Origin of the sequence: Mesorhizobium sp. NPDC059025 (assembly GCF_042739655.1) — a bacterium.
GTDB lineage: Bacteria > Pseudomonadota > Alphaproteobacteria > Rhizobiales > Rhizobiaceae > Mesorhizobium.
The window spans coordinates 25187-43124 of sequence record NZ_JBHYIM010000007.1; the positions used below are offsets into that span (position 1 = coordinate 25187).

Annotated in this window: 23 protein-coding genes; 5 read left to right on the forward strand and 18 right to left on the reverse strand. The window is 61.8% G+C overall.

Annotated features, from left to right (window positions below; all coding sequences use genetic code 11):
- Both ACFWYE_RS17675 and ACFWYE_RS17680 read right to left on the reverse strand, forming a co-directional pair.
- Positions 1 to 891 carry a DMT family transporter gene (locus ACFWYE_RS17675; protein ID WP_379113591.1) on the reverse strand — a complete coding sequence of 297 codons (891 nt, stop codon included), beginning with the start codon at positions 889 to 891 and terminating at the stop codon, positions 1 to 3.
- A gap of 61 nt (positions 892 to 952) precedes the next feature.
- A complete protein-coding gene (locus ACFWYE_RS17680) occupies positions 953 to 1522 on the reverse strand; it encodes an NADPH-dependent FMN reductase (RefSeq protein ID WP_379113172.1) in 570 nt (189 codons plus the stop codon).
- Positions 1523 to 1622: 100 nt separating this feature from the next.
- Between ACFWYE_RS17680 and ACFWYE_RS17685 the strand changes: the two genes are divergently transcribed.
- Positions 1623 to 2117, forward strand: a complete 495-nt coding sequence (locus ACFWYE_RS17685; protein WP_379066354.1) for a MarR family winged helix-turn-helix transcriptional regulator — start codon at positions 1623 to 1625, stop codon at positions 2115 to 2117.
- Positions 2118 to 2270: 153 nt separating this feature from the next.
- Here the strand turns inward: ACFWYE_RS17685 and ACFWYE_RS17690 are convergent, their stop codons facing one another.
- The 4 genes from ACFWYE_RS17690 to ACFWYE_RS17705 are packed head-to-tail and all read right to left on the reverse strand — an operon-like array spanning position 2271 to position 4678.
- Positions 2271 to 2696 (reverse strand): DUF1178 family protein, encoded by a 426-nt coding sequence (locus ACFWYE_RS17690; protein WP_379066352.1) that lies wholly within the window; start codon positions 2694 to 2696, stop codon positions 2271 to 2273.
- Positions 2693 to 3559, reverse strand: coding sequence for a carbon-nitrogen hydrolase family protein (locus ACFWYE_RS17695; protein WP_379113174.1), 867 nt, complete (start codon positions 3557 to 3559; stop codon positions 2693 to 2695). Before ACFWYE_RS17695 ends, ACFWYE_RS17690 begins: the two co-directional genes overlap by 4 nt.
- 34 nt (positions 3560 to 3593) lie before the next feature.
- The gene (grxC, locus tag ACFWYE_RS17700) at positions 3594 to 3863 is read right to left on the reverse strand and encodes a glutaredoxin 3 (RefSeq protein WP_379066348.1); all 270 of its coding nucleotides are present in this window, start codon (positions 3861 to 3863) and stop codon (positions 3594 to 3596) included.
- A 29-nt stretch (positions 3864 to 3892) separates the two neighbouring features.
- Positions 3893 to 4678 (reverse strand): ComF family protein, encoded by a 786-nt coding sequence (locus ACFWYE_RS17705; RefSeq protein ID WP_379113593.1) that lies wholly within the window; start codon positions 4676 to 4678, stop codon positions 3893 to 3895.
- A 50-nt stretch (positions 4679 to 4728) separates the two neighbouring features.
- On the opposite strand from ACFWYE_RS17705, the gene ACFWYE_RS17710 reads away from it, so the two are divergent.
- Complete coding sequence (locus tag ACFWYE_RS17710) at positions 4729 to 5604, forward strand: methyltransferase domain-containing protein (protein ID WP_379066346.1); 876 nt, start codon at positions 4729 to 4731, stop codon at positions 5602 to 5604.
- Between the two features lie 9 nt (positions 5605 to 5613).
- Here the strand turns inward: ACFWYE_RS17710 and ACFWYE_RS17715 are convergent, their stop codons facing one another.
- From ACFWYE_RS17715 to ACFWYE_RS17740, 6 genes are all read right to left on the reverse strand, one after another.
- Entirely contained in the window at positions 5614 to 5790 is a 177-nt protein-coding gene (locus ACFWYE_RS17715) for a Flp family type IVb pilin (RefSeq protein ID WP_379066344.1), read from the reverse strand.
- A 94-nt stretch (positions 5791 to 5884) separates the two neighbouring features.
- A complete protein-coding gene (locus ACFWYE_RS17720; protein ID WP_379113176.1) occupies positions 5885 to 6196 on the reverse strand; it encodes a hypothetical protein in 312 nt (103 codons plus the stop codon).
- A gap of 91 nt (positions 6197 to 6287) precedes the next feature.
- Positions 6288 to 6710, reverse strand: coding sequence for a (deoxy)nucleoside triphosphate pyrophosphohydrolase (locus tag ACFWYE_RS17725; protein ID WP_379113178.1), 423 nt, complete (start codon positions 6708 to 6710; stop codon positions 6288 to 6290).
- Positions 6707 to 7516: a GNAT family N-acetyltransferase gene (locus ACFWYE_RS17730; protein WP_379113180.1), complete on the reverse strand. Its 810-nt coding sequence runs from the start codon at positions 7514 to 7516 to the stop codon at positions 6707 to 6709. The genes ACFWYE_RS17725 and ACFWYE_RS17730 overlap by 4 nt, the downstream gene beginning before the upstream one ends.
- Positions 7485 to 8726, reverse strand: coding sequence for a bifunctional glutamate N-acetyltransferase/amino-acid acetyltransferase ArgJ (argJ, locus tag ACFWYE_RS17735; protein ID WP_379113182.1), 1242 nt, complete (start codon positions 8724 to 8726; stop codon positions 7485 to 7487). Before argJ ends, ACFWYE_RS17730 begins: the two co-directional genes overlap by 32 nt.
- A gap of 101 nt (positions 8727 to 8827) precedes the next feature.
- Positions 8828 to 9082: a hypothetical protein gene (locus ACFWYE_RS17740; RefSeq protein ID WP_379113184.1), complete on the reverse strand. Its 255-nt coding sequence runs from the start codon at positions 9080 to 9082 to the stop codon at positions 8828 to 8830.
- Positions 9083 to 9192: 110 nt separating this feature from the next.
- On the opposite strand from ACFWYE_RS17740, the gene ACFWYE_RS17745 reads away from it, so the two are divergent.
- Complete coding sequence (locus ACFWYE_RS17745; protein WP_379113186.1) at positions 9193 to 9795, forward strand: TetR/AcrR family transcriptional regulator; 603 nt, start codon at positions 9193 to 9195, stop codon at positions 9793 to 9795.
- A 93-nt stretch (positions 9796 to 9888) separates the two neighbouring features.
- Here ACFWYE_RS17745 and ACFWYE_RS17750 read toward each other — a convergent pair whose 3' ends face one another.
- Complete coding sequence (locus ACFWYE_RS17750) at positions 9889 to 10809, reverse strand: peptidylprolyl isomerase (protein ID WP_379113187.1); 921 nt, start codon at positions 10807 to 10809, stop codon at positions 9889 to 9891.
- Between the two features lie 240 nt (positions 10810 to 11049).
- Between ACFWYE_RS17750 and secA the strand changes: the two genes are divergently transcribed.
- Entirely contained in the window at positions 11050 to 13776 is a 2727-nt protein-coding gene (secA, locus tag ACFWYE_RS17755) for a preprotein translocase subunit SecA (RefSeq protein ID WP_379113189.1), read from the forward strand.
- A gap of 35 nt (positions 13777 to 13811) precedes the next feature.
- On the opposite strand, the gene ACFWYE_RS17760 is transcribed toward secA, so the two are convergent.
- Complete coding sequence (locus ACFWYE_RS17760) at positions 13812 to 14183, reverse strand: hypothetical protein (RefSeq protein WP_379113191.1); 372 nt, start codon at positions 14181 to 14183, stop codon at positions 13812 to 13814.
- 231 nt (positions 14184 to 14414) lie between these two features.
- On the opposite strand from ACFWYE_RS17760, the gene ACFWYE_RS17765 reads away from it, so the two are divergent.
- On the forward strand, positions 14415 to 15707 hold the full coding sequence (locus ACFWYE_RS17765; RefSeq protein ID WP_379113193.1) for a hypothetical protein: 1293 nt from the start codon (positions 14415 to 14417) through the stop codon (positions 15705 to 15707).
- Between the two features lie 20 nt (positions 15708 to 15727).
- On the opposite strand, the gene ACFWYE_RS17770 is transcribed toward ACFWYE_RS17765, so the two are convergent.
- The 4 genes from ACFWYE_RS17770 to ACFWYE_RS17785 all read right to left on the reverse strand — a co-directional run bounded on the left by ACFWYE_RS17770 (position 15728) and on the right by ACFWYE_RS17785 (position 17860).
- Positions 15728 to 16312: a hypothetical protein gene (locus tag ACFWYE_RS17770; protein WP_379113195.1), complete on the reverse strand. Its 585-nt coding sequence runs from the start codon at positions 16310 to 16312 to the stop codon at positions 15728 to 15730.
- A 9-nt stretch (positions 16313 to 16321) separates the two neighbouring features.
- Positions 16322 to 16900: a hypothetical protein gene (locus ACFWYE_RS17775; protein ID WP_379113197.1), complete on the reverse strand. Its 579-nt coding sequence runs from the start codon at positions 16898 to 16900 to the stop codon at positions 16322 to 16324.
- Positions 16897 to 17478 carry a hypothetical protein gene (locus ACFWYE_RS17780; RefSeq protein ID WP_379113198.1) on the reverse strand — a complete coding sequence of 194 codons (582 nt, stop codon included), beginning with the start codon at positions 17476 to 17478 and terminating at the stop codon, positions 16897 to 16899. The genes ACFWYE_RS17775 and ACFWYE_RS17780 overlap by 4 nt, the downstream gene beginning before the upstream one ends.
- 148 nt (positions 17479 to 17626) lie before the next feature.
- On the reverse strand, positions 17627 to 17860 hold the full coding sequence (locus ACFWYE_RS17785) for a hypothetical protein (RefSeq protein WP_379113200.1): 234 nt from the start codon (positions 17858 to 17860) through the stop codon (positions 17627 to 17629).
- Positions 17861 to 17938 lie beyond the last annotated feature (78 nt).

Here is a 17938-nt window from a genome sequence, read left to right on the forward strand (position 1 = left end):
TCAGGCCGACTGTCGCTGCGCCTTGGTGGTGATGAACACGCCGGCCACGATGATGGCAGCGCCGGCCCAGGTCAGCAGCTGATAGTTCTCGCCAAGGAACAGCGTGCCGGAGACCAGCGCGACGGCAGCGCCGACATAGCCGATCTGGCTGAGATAGACCGGACCGCCGACCGCCTGAAGGCGGAAATAGAAGGCAAACATCGCCGCTCCCGTCACCACCTGGGCCAGTACCAGCCAGGGCACCTCGACCAGAATGCCGAACGAAGCGGCCTGGCCAGAAAAGAGCAGTCCGCCAAGCAGCATAGCTGCTGCCGCAAGGTGGCTGCCGACCGCCAGTTCGATGGCGTCGGTGCCTGTGGGCCAGTCGATGGTGCGATAGATGTTGCCGGCGGCGAGGAAGACCGGGATCAGCAGGCCTATCAGCACCCAGAACAGATCGGCTGGCTGACCGGCCTCACCGCGGGTCAACGCCACCAGGAGGGCTCCCCCAAAACCGATCACGATGCCGATCACACCGAGCAGATTGGGGCGGCGCACGCCAAAGAGGATGGACAGAGTAAGCGTCACCACCGGTGAAAGCGTGAACATGATGCCGGTATAGCCGGCGCCGAGATGCGGGATGGCGGAGAAGATCAGGAAATTCGGGATGGCGAAGGAAATGGCCGCCGCGATGATGTAGTAGCGCAGCTTGTGACCCGTCATCACCAGGCGATGGCGCCGGTAGAACAGAACCAGCAGAAGCACGCCGCCAATGCCGAACGACGTCATGAATGCCCACAGCATCGGCGGCACGGTATTCGCCGTCGCCAGCTTGCCGAGCGGCAGCGTCAGCCCCAGCAGGACGCCGGTGATCAAAAGCAGGCCGAAGGCCGAATCCCACACCGATTTCATCGAGGCGCCCGCGTGATTTTCTTCAGATAGCGTGGTCATGATGACGATATCCTTTACGCGCTCAGGCGACCTGCCGCTGCTCGAACGGCGGAACCTGACGTTGAATGAATGTCTCGAAGGCAGTGCCGAAAGCCGCAAGAAATGCGCGCGCACGCTCATCGATCAACTTGCCGCCGGCATCAAAAAGCGCGCCCGTGTTGCCAATGTAGGCTTCAGGCTGGCCAAGCACCTTCATGTCGAGCGAAGCCAGCGATTGCCTGAGATGATGGTTGGCACCGAAACCGCCGATTGCGCCAAGTGATGTCGAGATGATTGCTGCGGGCTTGCCACCCAATGCACCCTGCCCTTGCGGCCGGGCGCAGATATCGATGGCATTCTTGAGCACACCCGGCACCGAACGCACATATTCGGCGGTGACGAAAAGCACGGCGTCGGCCGAGGAGACTCGATCGCGCAACGCTTGCCAGTCAGCAGGCGGATTTGCTTCCAGGTCTTCGTTGAAGAAGGATACGGCGCCGATGTCTATGAAATCGAGGGAAAGCGCCGGCGTGAGCTCCGCCACCGCTTTCGCCACCTTACGGCTGAAGGATTCCTGGCGCAGGCTGCCGACGAGGACTGCGATTTTGCTCATTTTGATCTCCTGGCAGGCTTGGCCACTTGGCGATTGCTGATCGATGACATATCATTTAATAGAAAGAATCTTAGTGTCAAGATACTTTATGGTGAGATAAATGGACCGTGCTGGGAATGCTGTGGCGCAATGGCAGAAGGAAAGGCCGGATCTCGATGTCCGTCCCATGGCGGTGTTCGGGCGCCTCAGCTACGCCGCCCTGGTGGTGGCGCGGGACAAGCTGAACCCCTTGTTCGCCCAGTTCGGCCTGCAGAATGGCGAATTCGACGTTCTGGCGACCTTGCGGCGCTCGGGCACGCCTTTCGCATTGACGCCGACAGCACTCTATGAAGCCACGATGGTGACCTCAGGCGCCATGACCAATCGGCTGGATCGATTGGAAAAGGCAGGGCTCATCGCGCGTGCGCCTCATCCACAGGACCGCCGCGGCGTGATCGTGCAACTGACGGAAAAAGGCCGCGCCCTCATCGACGAAGCGGTAACCGCCCATGTCGCGAACGAGCACCAGGTTCTCTCGGCGCTGACGCGGGACGAACAGGATCAGTTGGCGGCGCTGCTCGAGAAGCTGATCAGGGGACTCGACGCAAACGATTGACGACCAGAGGCCGAACGCCGCTGGCGGATCTGCGCGCTGATGGAATACGGCCTTGAGCATTTTGTAGCCAAGTGGAATCACTTGGCGTTACAAAAATGCGACGAAAACAAAAACTTAGAGCGTTTCCGCGTTTCCGTGAAAAACGGAAACGCTCTAGTTGCGATCGTCCGGGAAAGTCGGCATCGGCATGAATTCGACGCCGTCCTCGGCCAGGCTCTGGGCCTCCTCGATGGTCGCTTCGCCGTAGATACCGCGCGCATCGGCCTCCCCGAAATGGATCTTGCGCGCTTCCTCGGCGAACTTGTCGCCGACATAGTCCGAATTCTCGCGCATCTTGTCGGCCAGCGCCTTGAGCTGCACCATCGCCTGGCGCTGCTGCTCACCCATGGCCAGCGCCATCCTTTCCTGCTTGCGGCTTGTCGAAACCGCCGGCGCCATCAACGCTTTCTCGACCTTGTGCGAGCCACAGCTCGGGCACTCGACGAAACCGCGCTTCTTCTGCTTGTCGAAGTCATCGTTGGAGCGGAACCAGCCCTCGAAATCGTGCTCCCGCTCACACACCAGGGAAAAGCGGATCAAGACGCGGCTCCCCTGAGCGAGGCCGGCTCTGGCTCGAACCGGCGCAGCGAGAAGTCGCGCGCGTTCTTCAGATTCGGGATCTTGGCGCGTGCTGCCGCCGATTGGGCCGGATCGATTTCGGCAACGATGACCGCCGGCTCGTTGTGGTCTGCCTCGGCAAGGACGCGCCCCCACGGATCGACGATCAGCGAATGGCCATAGGTTTCACGGCCGTCTTCGTGCAGGCCACCCTGCGCGGCGGCGATGACGAAGGCACCGTTCTCGATCGCACGCGCCCTGAGCAGCACATGCCAATGCGCTTCACCGGTCTGGCGGGTGAAGGCGGCAGGCACCGACAGCACCGCGGCCCCACCGAGCGCCTCGGTGCGGAAAAGCTGCGGGAAGCGCAGGTCGTAACAGATGGCGAAGCCGAGTCTCGTACCGGCAAGATCAACGACACCGGCTTCGGCGCCTGGTTCATATGCCGAGGACTCCCGCCAGCTCTCGTCGTTGTCGAGATCGACATCGAACATATGGATCTTGTCGTAAGACGCGAGCGTCTTGCCATCCGGCGCGATCAGCAGGGCGCGGTTGGCAAGCTTGCCGTCGGTCCGCAGGATGGCTGTCGAGCCAATGTGAAAATAGATGCCGAGTTCGCGCGCCAATTGCCTGGCCTTGGCGACGACGACATCCTTGTCCTCGCTGGTGAATATGGACTGCTTGGCATCCTTGTCGCGAACCAGCGCGCCGGTCATCTCGGGCGTCTGTACATAGGTGGCCCCCTGTGCCACCGCGTCGCGCGTAAGGCGCTCCATGTCGGCAGCATTGCGCTCCGGGCTGGTACCGGAGCGCATCTGAATGGCGGCTGCCTTGAAAACACCCATCGTTTCGTCCTCGCTTTTTGATCGTCCTGTGCGTTCAGCGCGCCACAGCACCGGCAAGCAATACATCGAGCCGCCCGGCGTCTTCCAGCGCGTGCAGGTCGTCACATCCGCCGACGTGGACATCCCCGACGAAAATCTGCGGGAAGGTCGCACGGCCATTGGCGCGCTGGATCATTTCCTGGCGCAGCTCCGGCGAGAAGGATGCGTCGTGCTCGGTGTAGGTTACGCCCTTCCTGTCCAGAAGGCGTTTTGCGGCTGCGCAATAGCCGCACATCATGCGTGTGTAGATCGTCACGTCGACCATGGGTCAACAATCCTGCCTTGTCATGAAACCTATATAGTCTCGGACTCGTCGGCCCGAAAGTCCCCCGGCAGGACGCGCGCGAAGGTAAGCACATCGACAGCGGCAGCACCTTTTCTTTTCAGGGCTTTGGCCACCGCTCTCACGGTCGCGCCAGTGGTGTAGACATCGTCCACCACCAGCACACGTCGACCTGCGATTTCGATCTCGACTTCTGGCGGCACCTGGAAAGCGGCCCGCACATTTTCCTCGCGCGCAGCGCGCTCCAGCCCCACTTGCTGGCGCGTTGGCTTTATGCGTTTTATCGCCTGCGGCAGGAAATGCCGCCCTGACCGTCCGGCAAGAGCGCGCGCCAGTTCGGCGGATTGATTGAACTTGCGCCGAAAGAACCGCTGCCAGTGCAGCGGTACCGGTACAATGACATCTGCCTCTTCAAGCAAGTCGGCGCCGGCGCGCGCCATCCAACCCGCCATCCACGGCGCCAGGTCAGTGCGGTCGTTGTATTTCAGCGCCTGCACCATCTGCCTCGCCACCCCCGAATATGCGGCCGCTGCACGCGCACGTTCGAAGGGAGGAGGATCGGCAATCGCTTCGGCGGACAGGAAACCGTCGCCCATGTCATGTGTGAACGGGGTACCCATGACCGGGCACCAGGGCCGCTCGATAAGCCGCAGCTTCGGCCAGCAATCGCCGCATAAAACACCGGACTGGGAGACGTGGCGGCGGCAACCAGCGCAGACCGGCGGAAACAGCATCCGCGCCGGCCATTGCAGCGCTGTCTGGGCTAGCCCCTTGATATCCGCCATCGGATCGGCCACGTGATTGTCCGTCACCAGATCCGCAAGCATAGCAGAAGCAGGTCCCTTCTTTGCAGCCTTTGTTCGACACCGCCCTCTTTCTGACGCGAAAGCGCCGGGCACTGGCTCGGCCCAGCAATGGCGCGGATTTCCTGATGCAACGCGCCGCCGATGATCTGGCCGACCGCTTGGCTGCGGTCGAGCGCCGCTTCAACCGTGGCGCAACCCTGTTCTGCCAGACCGGGCATGCGGCCGATGTTCTTGCTGCGAGCGGCAAGGTCGACGAAGTCATCCGCGTCGAAGCCGATCCCGCCTTTCTTGCCGATGGTCCGGGAGTGATCACAACCGGCGAGACAGTTCCCTTCGAACCCGGCAGCGTCGACCTCATCGTATCGCTGCTGGCCTTTCAATCGATGAACGACATTCCCGGCATGTTCGCCCAGATCCGAAGGGCCCTGAAGCCGGACGGCCTCTTTCTCGGTGCGATGACTGGCGCCGGCACGCTGAGCGAACTGCGCGAAAGCCTGCTTGCAGCCGAAACCGAGCTCCATGGCGGCGCAAGCCCCCGGGTCATTCCCTTTGCCGATGTGCGAGATGCCGGCGCTTTGCTGCAAAGGGCCGGGTTCGCGCTGCCCGTTGCCGACATCGAGACGGTGACCGTGCGCTATGGCACGCCATTCAGCCTCATGAACGACCTCAAGGCGATGGGTGAAACCAATGTCTTGATCGATCGCAGCCGCCGACCGGCCGGCCGCGCACTGCTTGCCCGCGCAGCTGAAATCTATTTCGAGAGATTCTCCGACGCCGATGGACGTATCAGGGCAAGCTTTTCGATCATCTGGCTGTCCGGCTGGGCACCGGATGTTTCACAGCAGAAGCCACTGAAACCTGGATCGGCTACGGTATCGCTGGCTAAGATCCTGGGCGACAACGGGGCAGACAAGTAGGTAACCCTATTACTTGCTGAGAGCCTGGACGAGTTCGCTGCTGTTGTTGTTCCATAACCATGCCAGCCGGTCGGCGAAGGCGCCAACGCCGGCGATGATGACAAGGGTTATCAAACTTCCGATCAAGCCATACTCAATGGCGGTCGTGCCTTTGTTATCCGCCAAGAATCGCCACAGCAATGACATGGTCGCCCCTTCCCGTTCGAGCTCTCTTAGCGACAACTGATTTACAAAGGTTAACGGAGCAGGCTTAAGGCTCGGTGAATCTGCCAGACAGCACTCAGCACGCGCCTGAACGGGTGCCGTTGTCGCGGATGATGCATACCGCTTCGGGGCTGGGCTGCAACACGCTGCGCCGCACCGTATAGGTGTTCATCCGGCTGATCGATCCGGTGCTCATCATGTCGAGCCCGGCCTGAGGGTCCGCGCTGGCAAACCGTTGTCCGAGTTGGCTGTTGAGATAGGAAGCACCAAGGATGGATAGCGCCACCGCCGCCGACCCAAAAAGCAGCGTGACCCTCAGCATGCCCATGCCGATCATGCCCAGCGAACGCTGCGGGCGGATATCCGCCCAGTCCCGATCAATGCTCATGCGCCAACCCCAAGACGGCACCTTGCCGCAGCAGCCCCGGGATTACTCTTTCATGAGTGGATTAAACCTCTGTTAACGCTAATTGTGGCGATCAGAGCAGGTCGATCAGGAAAGGGATAAGCGGCGCATCCGCCGGTGGCATCGGATAATCGCGCATCTGCTTCGGGCGAACCCATTTCAATGCCTGCGCTTCCTTCGGCTCCGGCGTGCCCCAGAAGCGGCGGCAGACGTAAAGGGGCATCAACAGATGAAAGTCGTCGTAGCTGTGGCTGGCAAAGGTCAGCGGTGCCAAGCAGGCCGTCTTGGTTTCGACGCCGAGTTCTTCGCGAAGTTCGCGCACGAGGCAATCTTCAGGTGTTTCGCCCTGTTCAACCTTGCCACCCGGGAATTCCCACAAGCCGGCAAGCTGTTTGCCTTCGGGCCGCTGCGCGATCAGCACGCGGCCATCGGCATCGACCAGCGCACAGGCAACGACCAGAAGCAGCCGCTTCGGTTTGGACGGTTCGAAGCTCATGCGGCGGCCGGCTGCCTGTAGTGATAACGATAAACTTCCTCGAAGCCGAGCCCATGATACAGGGCAAGGGCCGGAGCATTGTCGGCCTCGACCTGCAGCCATGCTTCGCGAGCGCCGCGCAGCCGCGCCCATTTCAGCGCTGACAACACCAGCTGTCGGCCGTATCCCTGCCGCCGCACGGCCTTGTCCGTGGCAATCTCGAACAGGCCGGCCAGATCGCCGTCATGCACACAGATCAGCGTTGCCATCGCCTCATCACCGCGTTCCAGCGCGAACAATCCAGCCTCGGGCTGGATCGCGCCAATGATTTCCGACAGACCGGGCCGCAACGAAGCGTCGGCGCCATGCACTTTCAGCGTCGCCGAAACGAATCGGCTGATGTCCTTGAGCGGTATCTGATCGAGGACATCGTCGACCGGCGCCTTTGCGAGCGGCATGCGCATGACCAGCGACTCGCCGAAACGCGACCAGCCCTCGGCGTCGAGATGTCGCGAAAGGGCAGCTCCCGCGAGCGGCGAAATGCGGAAGGTGAGCGGCCGCCCGTAAGCTTCGAAGCGCCGGCCGGCACGCGCAATGCGTTCGGGCAGGTGATGAACATCATTCGGGTCGAGCGGATTGATCGAATTCAACCGCTTGGCTGGATGGCCGGCCGTCAACCGCACCACCCAGGTACCGTCATAGTGCGCCGCTGCCGCCGGCCACGCGCGAAAGCCTGCCGCTTCGTAGCGGCGGACCTTTGCCAGGACGGTGGCAGGATGCTGCGGATTCAACAAATCAGCTCCGGTAGTCGCCGTTGATGGCAACATATTCCTTGGTGAGATCGCAGGTCCACACCGTCGCCTTGCCGCGGCCTATGCCGATGTCCGCGCGAATGACGATACTGTCGCGTTTCATGTAGGCCGAGGTCGCAGCTTCCGAATATGCCGAGTCGCGCTCGCCATCGACGGCAAGACGATTGTCGCCGAACCAGATCGCCAGCCTGTCGCGATCGGCGGGCTCGCCAGCCTTGCCGACCGCCATGACGACCCGGCCCCAATTGGCATCTTCACCGGCAACCGCAGTCTTCACAAGCGGCGAATTGGCGATCGACAGCGCTATGCGCTTGGCCGAACGCGCCGACTTCGCGCCTGTTACAGTGACTTCGATCTGCTTGCGGGCACCTTCACCGTCGCGCACCACCTGGATCGCGAGTGCCTTCAACATCTTGTTGAGGGCGCGGCGGAAGCCGCCGAGACGTGCATCCTTGGCATCCGTGATCTTGGGTGCGCCACGTTTGGCGGCCGCTCCGGTCGCAAACAGAAGCAGCGTGTCGCTGGTCGAGGTGTCGCTATCCACCGTTACAGCATTGAATGTCTTGGCTGTCCCTTTGGAGAGGAGATCCTGTAGCACCGATGCGGCGATCGGAGCATCGGTCGCGACAAAAGACAGCATCGTCGCCATATCCGGCGCGATCATGCCGGCACCTTTGGCGATACCGTTGAGCGTCACATCGACATCACCCAGCTTGACCGTGGCAGTGACCACTTTCGGATAGGTGTCCGTGGTCATGATCGCCCTGGCTGCCTCGGTCCACTGCTCCGGGCGCGCTTCCTTGGCCATGCCGGCCAGGAGATGGCTGTATTTGCCGGGGTCGAGTGGTTCGCCGATCACGCCGGTCGAAGCCAGGAAAACCTCATCGGAGCCGCAGCCGACAGCCTTGGCGGCGGCCGCGGCGGTCATCGACGTCGTCTCACGGCCTTTTTTCCCGGTGAAGGCGTTGGCGTTGCCGGAATTGACCACCAGCACTCGGGCCTTGCCCTGGCCAAGATTTTCCCGGCACAGGTCGACCGGAGCCGAGGGGCACTTCGAGCGGGTGAACACACCGGCAACGGCAGTCCCGGAGTCGAAGACCATTGTCAGGAGGTCGGTGCGATTCTTGTACTTGATGCCTGCCTCGGCTGTCGCGATGCGTACCCCCTCGATCGCCGGCATCTTGGGATATTTCTTGGGGGCGAGCGGGGAAATCGTAGCGGACATAAGGAACCTCGGCGGTCCGATAAACGGGAAGGATACGCTCCGTTTGCCCGATAGTGCGAACCTTCGCAAGGCGTTTTCTGACGCCCGCGGCCGCGCCTGCTCTAACCCACCGCTGGATTGATGAACCGGCCAAAGACGCGATGAACCGTCGGTATCAGGCCCCAGATCATCGCCGATACCATCGTTGGCGCGATGACCAGCGTACGCTGCCAGATTTCCCACTCTTCCGTCAGCGGTGCCAGCACATAGAGGATCGTGGTGATAAGCAGATAGACGCCGGCCAGCACCAGCAGTGCAAATCGATGGCGGGAAAACCGGGATTGAGTGACGACAGGCGATGCGCTCGTGCTGGACAAGACAGCCTCCATAAGAACGATACGTTTCGTTGCATATATAGAACGCTCCGTTTCGTTTCGTCAAGAGTTGATGTATGGTTGCGGGCGGAGTTTCGAGGAGTGTGGACGCGTTGACCGCAAGTGAAGGAAAGGCCCGCCGTTCGATCGGTGCCCGGCGCAACCCCGCCAGCGCCGAGGCCATTCTCGAGGCGGCCGAAGCCGCACTCCAGGAAGACGGCTATTCCGGCTTTTCCATCGAGGCGGTGGCGCGGCGCGCCCGCGCCGGCAAGCCGACCATCTACCGCTGGTGGCCGAGCAAGGCCGCGCTGCTGATCGATGTCTATCAGCGACAGAAGCATCTCGACTATCCGGACACCGGAGATCTGGAAGGCGACCTCGTGGCATTCCTCACCGGCCTGCTCGCGCATTGGCGCGACACCCCTTCAGGATCGATTTTCCGCTCGATCATCGCCGAAGCCCAGTCGGACGAAGCTGCGGCGCAAGCACTCACGGCCTATGCGGCCAGCCGCCGCGTCGAGCAGGGCAAGATAACCGAACGCGCGAAGGCGCGCGGCGAAGTGGGCGATGACGTCGACCCGCTGCAGGTGGCGGATATGGTGTCGTCCTACGCCTGGGTCCGTCTTCTGACGGGGCGCCTGGACGAAGATGAGGCCAGGATCCGGGCCGCGGTCCGGATCATCGTCCACGGCATGAAGACCCCGCGTTCAGGGTAGAGCCATCGGACGCAGGTCCTTTCACCAGGAATAAAAAGGGCGGCGCCGTTGCAGGCGCCACCCTTTGAAGAGCCGGATCGGCGAAGTCGCAACTTACTTGGTGGCGCTGCCTTCAGCCGCCTCGACGGCCTTGCGCAGATTCTCATCAGGAATCTCGACCTTGGCGGCCTTGCGCGCTTCCTTGACGGCTTCGAAATACTTGTCGCGGATCACCGCCGACTTGGCCTGGTCCTTGACCTGGTCGAAGGCCGGCGGCTGCTGCTGGCGCTTGTCTTCAAGCTTGATGATGTGCCAGCCGAACTGCGTCTGCACCGGCTCCTTGGTGTATTTGCCGACTTCCAGCGCCATTGCCGCCTTTTCGAACTCCGGCACCATCTGGCCGGGGCCGAAGAAACCGAGATCGCCGCCATTGGTCTTGCCGCTCGGGTCCTTGGTGTTCTCGTTGGCGAGCTTCTGGAAATCTTCGCCGGCATCGAGCTTCTTGACGATGGCGTCGGCTTCTTCCTTGGTCTTCACGAGAATGTGACGGGCATGCACTTCATTGACGGGCGGCTGTGAGGCGATTTCCTTGTCGTAACGAGCACGGATTTCGGCATCGGTGATCTTGCCGACCACTTCCTTCTCGACCAGTTCGCCATGCAGGGCACGCTGCTGCAGGAAAGCGACACGACGCTGGAATTCGGGATCCTTGTCGAGCCCGTCGGCGATGGCCTTGGCCGACAGAACCTTGATCTCGATGGCGGCCGACAGTGCCGCGGCGCGACGCTGTTCGGCGGGAAGCTGCGCGAACTGGCGCGACAGCTCACCTTCGGCAAGCGTCAGATCCGCTTCGGTAATCGGCTTGCCATCCACGGTAGCGATAACCGCGTTGGGATCGACCGGAGCCGGGGCCGGAGCTGCAGCGGCATCTGCCGGTTTGGTTTCCTGGGCAGCAAGCGGCGAAACCGCCAGAGCCGACAGGCCGATGGCCAGACCGAGGCTGGCAAGCGACGCGCGGCGAAACAACAAGGTCATGCGAAAGAGCTCCGATGAGGATGATTGGGTCTTTTGATCAGCCGGAATGTGGCAGAATTAGGCGCTCTGCGGGTCAGTAACGCAGCGTTGACATCGATTGTGCCCCCTCTTATCTGTCCAACCACTTGGCGTCCAGAACCGTTTTCCGGGCGCTTTTTGGTGTTTTTCCGTTCAAGCGGGTCTGCAGGATGCCTCCACGTCCGCTCCCGTGCCCTGGATTGCAAGCGAAAGGACCATTGAATGGTCAGTCTCGGCGGTCTCGCCCGTAAGATTTTCGGCTCTTCCAATGACCGCCGAGTCAAATCGACCCGGCCCAGGGTCGAAGCGATCAATGCCATGGAAAACGAGATGCGCGCCCTCTCCGATGCAGAGCTTACCGGCCGCACCGAAAAATTCCGGCAGGATATCGCCAATGGCGCGTCGCTGGACGATCTGCTGATCCCGGCCTTTGCTACGGCCCGCGAGGCGGCCCGACGCGTGCTCGGCATGCGGCCCTTCGACGTGCAGCTGATCGGCGGCATGGTCCTGCACAATGGCGGCATCGCCGAAATGCGCACGGGTGAAGGCAAGACGCTGGTCGCCACACTTCCCGTCTACCTCAACGCTCTTTCCGGCAACGGCGTTCATGTCGTCACCGTCAACGACTATCTCGCCACGCGCGACGCCGAATGGATGGGCCGCGTCTATAAATTCCTCGGCCTCAGCGTTGGCATCATCGTGCATGGCTTGTCGGATGAGGAGCGGCGCGCTGCCTATGCCTGCGACGTGACCTACGCGACCAACAACGAACTCGGCTTCGACTACCTGCGCGACAACATGAAATATGAGCGCGCGCAGATGGTGCAGCGCGGCCACAACTACGCGATCGTCGACGAAGTGGATTCGATTCTCGTCGACGAGGCTCGCACCCCGCTGATCATCTCCGGTCCGCTTGAGGACCGCTCGGATATGTACAACACCGTCGATGCCTTCATCGTGCAATTGCAGCCCGTCGACTACGAAGTCGACGAAAAGCAGAAGACGGCGATCTTCACCGAAGAAGGCACCGAGAAGGTGGAGAACATGTTGCGCGGCGCCGGCTTGTTGAAAGGCGAATCGCTGTACGACGTCGAGAACGTCGCCATGGTCCATCACGTCAACAACGCCCTGAAGGCGCATCGCCTGTTCCAGCGCGACAAGGATTACATCGTTCGCAACGGCGAGATCGTCATCATCGATGAATTCACCGGCCGCATGATGCCCGGCCGCCGCTATTCGGAAGGTCTGCACCAGGCGCTCGAAGCCAAGGAGCATGTGCAGATCCAGCCGGAAAACCAGACACTGGCCTCCGTCACGTTCCAGAATTACTTCCGCATGTACGAAAAGCTTGCCGGCATGACCGGTACGGCACTCACCGAGGCGGAAGAGTTCGGCAACATCTACAATCTCGAAGTCACCGAGATTCCGACCAACCTGCCGGTCAGCCGCATCGATGAAGACGACGAGGTCTATCGGACGGTCGAGGAGAAATACAAGGCGATCGTCCGGGAGATCCGCGAAGCCAATGCCAAGGGACAGCCGACACTTGTCGGCACGACATCGATCGAGAAGTCCGAACAGTTGGCCGAACGCCTGCGCCAGGACGGTTTCAAGGATTTCGAAGTCCTCAACGCCCGCCATCACGAGCGCGAAGCGGCGATCGTCGCCCAGGCCGGCAAGCCCGGCGCCATCACCATCGCCACCAACATGGCCGGCCGCGGCACCGACATCCAGCTGGGCGGCAATGCCGATATGCGCATTGCCGAGGAACTCGCCGACATGCCTGCGGGTCCCGAGCGCGAGGCGCGGGAAAACGCCATTCGCGAGGATGTGAAGCAACTCAAGGAAAAGGCGCTCGCTGCCGGCGGTCTCTACGTTCTCGCGACAGAGCGCCACGAAAGCCGGCGCATCGACAACCAGCTGCGCGGTCGTTCCGGCCGTCAGGGCGACCCCGGCCGCTCGAAGTTCTTCCTGTCGCTGCAGGATGACCTCATGCGCATCTTCGGCTCCGAGCGCATGGACGGCATGTTGCAGAAGCTCGGCCTGAAGGAAGACGAGGCCATCATCCATCCCTGGATCAACAAGGCTCTCGAGAAGGCGCAGACGAAGGTCGAGGCGCGCAACTTCGACATCCGCAAGAATCTGCTCAAGTATGACGACGTCTCCAACGACCAGCGCAAGGTGGTGTTCGAGCAGCGCATCGCGCTGATGGACGGCGAAAGCCTCTCCGAGACGGTTGCCGAAATGCGCAACGACGTCATCGACGAGATCGTCGCCAAGGCCATTCCGGAAAATGCCTATGCCGAGCAATGGGATATCGCCGGCCTCAAGGCGGAGGCCCAGCAGTACCTCAATCTTGATCTGCCGATCGAGGAATGGGTCAAGGAAGAGGGTATTGCCGAAGACGATATCCGCGAACGCATCACCAAGGCCGCCGACGAAGCCGCCAACGAACGCGCCGGCCGCTTCGGCCCGGACGTCATGAACTATGTCGAGCGCTCCGTCGTCCTGCAGACCCTCGATCATTTGTGGCGCGAGCACATCGTCAATCTTGACCATCTGCGCTCTGTGGTCGGCTTCCGCGGCTACGCCCAGCGCGACCCGCTTAACGAATACAAGGGTGAGGCTTTCGAGCTGTTCCAGGCCATGCTGGGCAATCTTCGCCAGGCTGTGACCGCACAGCTGATGCGCGTGGAACTGGTGCGCGAGGCAGCCGACGCACCGTTGCCGGATGCCCCTGAGATGTTCGGCCAGCATATCGATGCCAGCACCGGCGAGAACGATTTCGGCGAGGGCACGGACGTAGCTGTCCTTGAAGACGCGCGCATCGTTCCTGCCGAGCAGCGCGACCCGCAAAACCCCGCAAGCTGGGGCAAGGTCGGCCGCAACGAGCCCTGCCCTTGTGGTTCGGGCAAGAAATTCAAGCACTGCCACGGCGCCTTCGGCTGATCGGCCGGGCGCACCATGGCACCAGCCAGGCGTCGCTATTGCGGCTTTGGTGATGCAAGTTGCAGGGTGAAGACGGTCCCTGCCATGCCGTCTGCCAGTTTCGGCGCGAAGGTCAGCGGAACGCATTTCTGAACGGCTTCGGTCGCCGCCTGGACCAGCTTCTTGCGCTGGTCGGCGTCACCGTCGACACGGATGCTGGTCGCCTTCGGTTGGCCGATCAACGTTCCGTCGCGCTTGAAACTGAATTGCAGCGTGATTGAACCTTTCGCCGCGTCGGAAGATGGGGCCCAGCAGCTCTGCAGCGCAGACCCAACCTCTCCCATCGTGTTCAAAGGTTCAGCCGACAGCGTTCCTGCCGACAGCCCGACGGTCAGGGCTGCCAGCACGATACCGGATGCGATTTTCATTGTGGTTTCCTCCGCGTCGGCTCCCTCCTCGTCCGACGATTTTTCAATGATGACCGACAGGCTTTTGTTCCACTGGCCCAATCAGCTTTTCGAGAGCGTGTTTCTGCTGTCGCGGCCTGCGATGACCCGCCTTCTCCACAAGGCTGTCAGCAGCCGACTGCAATGGCGGGAGCAAGGGAAGACATTCCCCGAAACTTTGTTAAAAGGCTGCGGGGGCGTCGCGAGGTTGATATGCTTGCTGAGATCGCAAGGCCGATCGGACTGACGCTGCGCCTGCTCTGGCGTTTCTGGCCGCAACTCATTGCATTGGTATTGGTTGGGCTGATCGCCAATGGCCTGTTCATGCGGCTTGCCACGCATGTCGCGATTGCCAACCACATGGCCGGCCTGGCGCTGCTGACGCTGGTTGCTCTATCTCAGCTGGTTGTCACCGTCGCCATGTTCCAGACCTTGCGGCCGGCCCTGCCTGCCGTGCGTGCCGCCCAGGCAGCCGCCAGCGGTGGAACTGTTGAAGAACCCGGGACGAGCGGCAGCGCCCGCCTCGCCAACATGGTCACGGTCGCGCTGCTGCCGTTCTTCGCCTACTACGCCGCATGGGGCTTTCTCAGCGACACCGTGCGGCAATATTCGCGCGCGGCGCTCGATCTCGCGCCGTTCGGCGAATCGGGAAACGTGCTGGATGTTCTGGATTCACGCTGGCTGCTGTTTTCCGTCGCCATTTCCTGGCTGATCCGCCGTGGCGCCAAGGAAATGCAGAAACGCGGTGGCGCTTCTTCGGCCTGGCAGATCATTGTCGTCATCTGCGAGACCAACTGGATCTTCATCGGTATCTACGTCATCAGCCGCTGGAAGGATGACGTCCTCTCCTGGGTGATGAGCCGCAACATCGGCTCGTTTTTTCAAGCCACGCTGGACACCATCGCCGCGCCAGTCGGCAACGCCATGGCGGCAGCGCCGATTGTGCCCGTCGAAATGACCCCCGCCGGCACTTCAGCCACACTGATCAACCTGTTCTTCTACATGCTCGTACCGGTCATCTGGCTGGTGCTTGCCGCGCTGATCTATGGCTATGACGTGCGCGACGACAGGGAGCTGATGCGCGTCCACCAGCGTGTCGAGCGCCTTGGCGAGCGCTACCGGGCGATCCCGAAATTCCTGCGCGATTTCGTCGAACACTTCATCAGCGGCTATCGCTCGCGCTATCTGCCGATCGCCAACGGCGTGCGCCTGACCCTGAATTCCGGCGTATTGCTGATCATCGTGTTGATCGTCGGCTACCGGCTGATCGACTGGGCTGCCGCCTGGGCCTGGCTGGGTGCAACACGACTGATCGGCCCCCACGATCTCGACAGCTGGCAGGTGCTGGCAAATGGCGTGACGTTCCTGTTCGGCAGCCCGTTCCAGGACAGTTCCACCGGCATCCTGGTCGAGCCCCTGCGCATCTGCCTGTTGGCCGCCGTTCTGGAATGCGCGTTCGCCTTGCCGAAACGAACCTCTGCGGAGATTGCCAGCGAGGCTACCTAACTCAGGCAGGCAGCCCTGTGTCAGTTCTGCGGCCGCTGAAACAGCAGGAAGCCCGGTCGCTCACTGGCTACGCCTACCGCTGGCCGGATGGTCGCCGTGGCATCTTTCGGCACCAGGAAGGTCTCGCGTATCTTCAGCGCATCGCCAGTTTTGGCACCGGAAAAGATCGCCGAGTTGCAAGTCATGGCATCTTCGGTCTGCCTGAACGACACTGCTGCCGTCGGCAGCCAACGGCGGCCTGCGCCGTCGATGAGCATGATCCTGCAGCCCAGCCACAAGCTCTGCAGATCGGTCTCGCCGACAGTCACCGTGAGGTCGACCAGCACCGGAACCACCTCCGGCGGGATGTCGGCGCGCCCGAGCGCGGCACGCAGGTCGCTCAATTGCCAGTCGCTGCCACCGAAACGCGCTTTGCTGCCCCAGGCAACGTCCCTGGCAAAGAAGTCCCGGTTGCGCAGCAGTTCCCTTACGTCCTCATACGACATCACCGCCAGCGCTGCGGGGATCAGCACGATCAGCGCCATCAGGCTACGCAGCCACCAGCGTCTCTCGGCCGGCTTACGTTCGTTCCCGGTTTCATCGATTGGCTGTGCCGCGATGCTCAAGACAGGTCCTCAGAATGCGTCGCCGAGTTCATAGGTTTCGATTGTGCCTTCCGGCAGCCCGTCGGCCTGTGCGGGGATTGCTCCGAGCGCAATCCGCGCTTCCGAATCGAGCGGCCCCGCCAGCTTGCCGGATACAAGCAGCACGGCACCGGCAGCCTGCGAGGGCAGGATTTCGAACACCAGTCTCGTCCTGCCGGCCACGCCGGGATCCAGCGCGACAGGCAACGCACCGGCTGCAAGCGACGCGCGCTCGCTGGCCCGATAGTTGAGACCATCCGGCCCTTGCCAGGTCGCGGCCGCGACCATGGCCGAACGGTCCCTTGCGTCGAGCCTGGCCGTCACGATGGCCCATATGCCGCCGGTCGTGAGCAGTTTCTTCTGGCCGAACCGGTCGAATTTCAGCGTACGGGCAAAGACGACCTTGTCGACCGCGATGTCGAATGTCCGTGTTTGGATCGTCTCGCCGATCTTGCCGTAAACCGGAATCGGAGCGGTCAGATCGGCATAGTGCGGTTTGGTTGTCTGCATGCCGTAGCAAAGCAGGGCAGCGAGAAGGAGAACCGCAATATTGGCAATCCGCCGCATCATGGCCGGATATCCGGAGTATCGGGCCCGGCCCCAACGGGCATCGCCACTGTGCCTATGACATGTTCATTGTACCAGCCGGGCACACCGTAAAGATTGTCGCGTTTTTTGTAGATCTCGCCATTCACGGCGAGCACGAGACGTTCGGGTGGCATTGCGTCTGCCGGCACCCCCCAGACATAGGCCATGCGCTCCGGCAGCCCGGGCTGCAGCGCCGGCGACATCGACGAGTCCCGAACAAGCACGATATAGGGCTTGTCGTCCGTCCCGCCGGTCGATTTGAAGGTCGTGAAATAGTCCTTGCTCGATAGCGCCGTGCGGTTCGTCATCTCGGCTTCGAAGACCAGGGCCTTCTCACCGGCTTTCAGCGGCAGCCCGTAGACGCCCTTGTCGACCGTATAGGCGCGCAAGGGCCTGACTTCCCAAGGGCCGGTCTCGACCGGCTGGCCCGGCTGCAGCACGACGACCGGTTTCTGGATCGCATCGAACATGCCAAGGGCGCTACCCACCGCGAGTGCCGCGAAGGTGCCGATACCGCCAACAAGCCAGGCTTTGAGCTTTGAACGGGCGCCGCCGAACATGAAGCCTTCCGAATCTTGCGCCCGCCAACCGCGTGGCAAACTAGTGCGGAAATCTCGTCATTGGAACCCAGGAGGCGATTTCGCGGGGAGATGCCGACAGTCTCCTGACTATGCCTGCCAAACTCAGCACCGACATCACAAACCTGGTTCACCGATCCGGTTGTGCATCTGCCAGCGCGATAAGGTTTCGCAATGCCTCGACGCCAAGCCGGTTCAAATGCCTGCGACCGAGCGCGATGTTGATACGCATGGCGATCTCATCGGCATCCGCACCTCTCAGATGGGCCAGCTGCTCTATGCCGATCTCTTCCAACCAGGCAATCATCCTGGGCCCGATCGAATGCGCCTTGAGCATTGCCTTGCGCTCGGTTTCGTCGATCATCCTACCCCGAACCGTTTCTTAAGCTGTCCGTCATACATAGTCTGCCATGTCGGGGCCTGTTAAGGTCCAGGGCAAGGA

Excerpts from the sequence above, each read along its gene's own strand:
- ACFWYE_RS17675 (WP_379113591.1), bottom strand. The coding sequence starts at position 891 with ATGAAATCGGTGTGGGATTCGGCCTTCGGCCTGCTTTTGATCACCGGC.
- ACFWYE_RS17680 (WP_379113172.1), bottom strand. The coding sequence starts at position 1,522 with ATGAGCAAAATCGCAGTCCTCGTCGGCAGCCTGCGCCAGGAATCCTTC.
- ACFWYE_RS17685 (WP_379066354.1), top strand. The coding sequence starts at position 1,623 with ATGGACCGTGCTGGGAATGCTGTGGCGCAATGGCAGAAGGAAAGGCCG.
- ACFWYE_RS17695 (WP_379113174.1), bottom strand. The coding sequence starts at position 3,559 with ATGGGTGTTTTCAAGGCAGCCGCCATTCAGATGCGCTCCGGTACCAGC.
- grxC (WP_379066348.1), bottom strand. The coding sequence starts at position 3,863 with ATGGTCGACGTGACGATCTACACACGCATGATGTGCGGCTATTGCGCA.
- ACFWYE_RS17715 (WP_379066344.1), bottom strand. The coding sequence starts at position 5,790 with ATGTCATTGCTGTGGCGATTCTTGGCGGATAACAAAGGCACGACCGCC.
- ACFWYE_RS17720 (WP_379113176.1), bottom strand. The coding sequence starts at position 6,196 with ATGAGCATTGATCGGGACTGGGCGGATATCCGCCCGCAGCGTTCGCTG.
- ACFWYE_RS17725 (WP_379113178.1), bottom strand. The coding sequence starts at position 6,710 with ATGAGCTTCGAACCGTCCAAACCGAAGCGGCTGCTTCTGGTCGTTGCC.
- ACFWYE_RS17730 (WP_379113180.1), bottom strand. The coding sequence starts at position 7,516 with ATGTTGCCATCAACGGCGACTACCGGAGCTGATTTGTTGAATCCGCAG.
- argJ (WP_379113182.1), bottom strand. The coding sequence starts at position 8,726 with ATGTCCGCTACGATTTCCCCGCTCGCCCCCAAGAAATATCCCAAGATG.
- ACFWYE_RS17750 (WP_379113187.1), bottom strand. The coding sequence starts at position 10,809 with ATGACCTTGTTGTTTCGCCGCGCGTCGCTTGCCAGCCTCGGTCTGGCC.
- secA (WP_379113189.1), top strand. The coding sequence starts at position 11,050 with ATGGTCAGTCTCGGCGGTCTCGCCCGTAAGATTTTCGGCTCTTCCAAT.
- ACFWYE_RS17760 (WP_379113191.1), bottom strand. The coding sequence starts at position 14,183 with ATGAAAATCGCATCCGGTATCGTGCTGGCAGCCCTGACCGTCGGGCTG.
- ACFWYE_RS17765 (WP_379113193.1), top strand. The coding sequence starts at position 14,415 with ATGCTTGCTGAGATCGCAAGGCCGATCGGACTGACGCTGCGCCTGCTC.
- ACFWYE_RS17775 (WP_379113197.1), bottom strand. The coding sequence starts at position 16,900 with ATGATGCGGCGGATTGCCAATATTGCGGTTCTCCTTCTCGCTGCCCTG.
- ACFWYE_RS17780 (WP_379113198.1), bottom strand. The coding sequence starts at position 17,478 with ATGTTCGGCGGCGCCCGTTCAAAGCTCAAAGCCTGGCTTGTTGGCGGT.
- ACFWYE_RS17785 (WP_379113200.1), bottom strand. The coding sequence starts at position 17,860 with ATGATCGACGAAACCGAGCGCAAGGCAATGCTCAAGGCGCATTCGATC.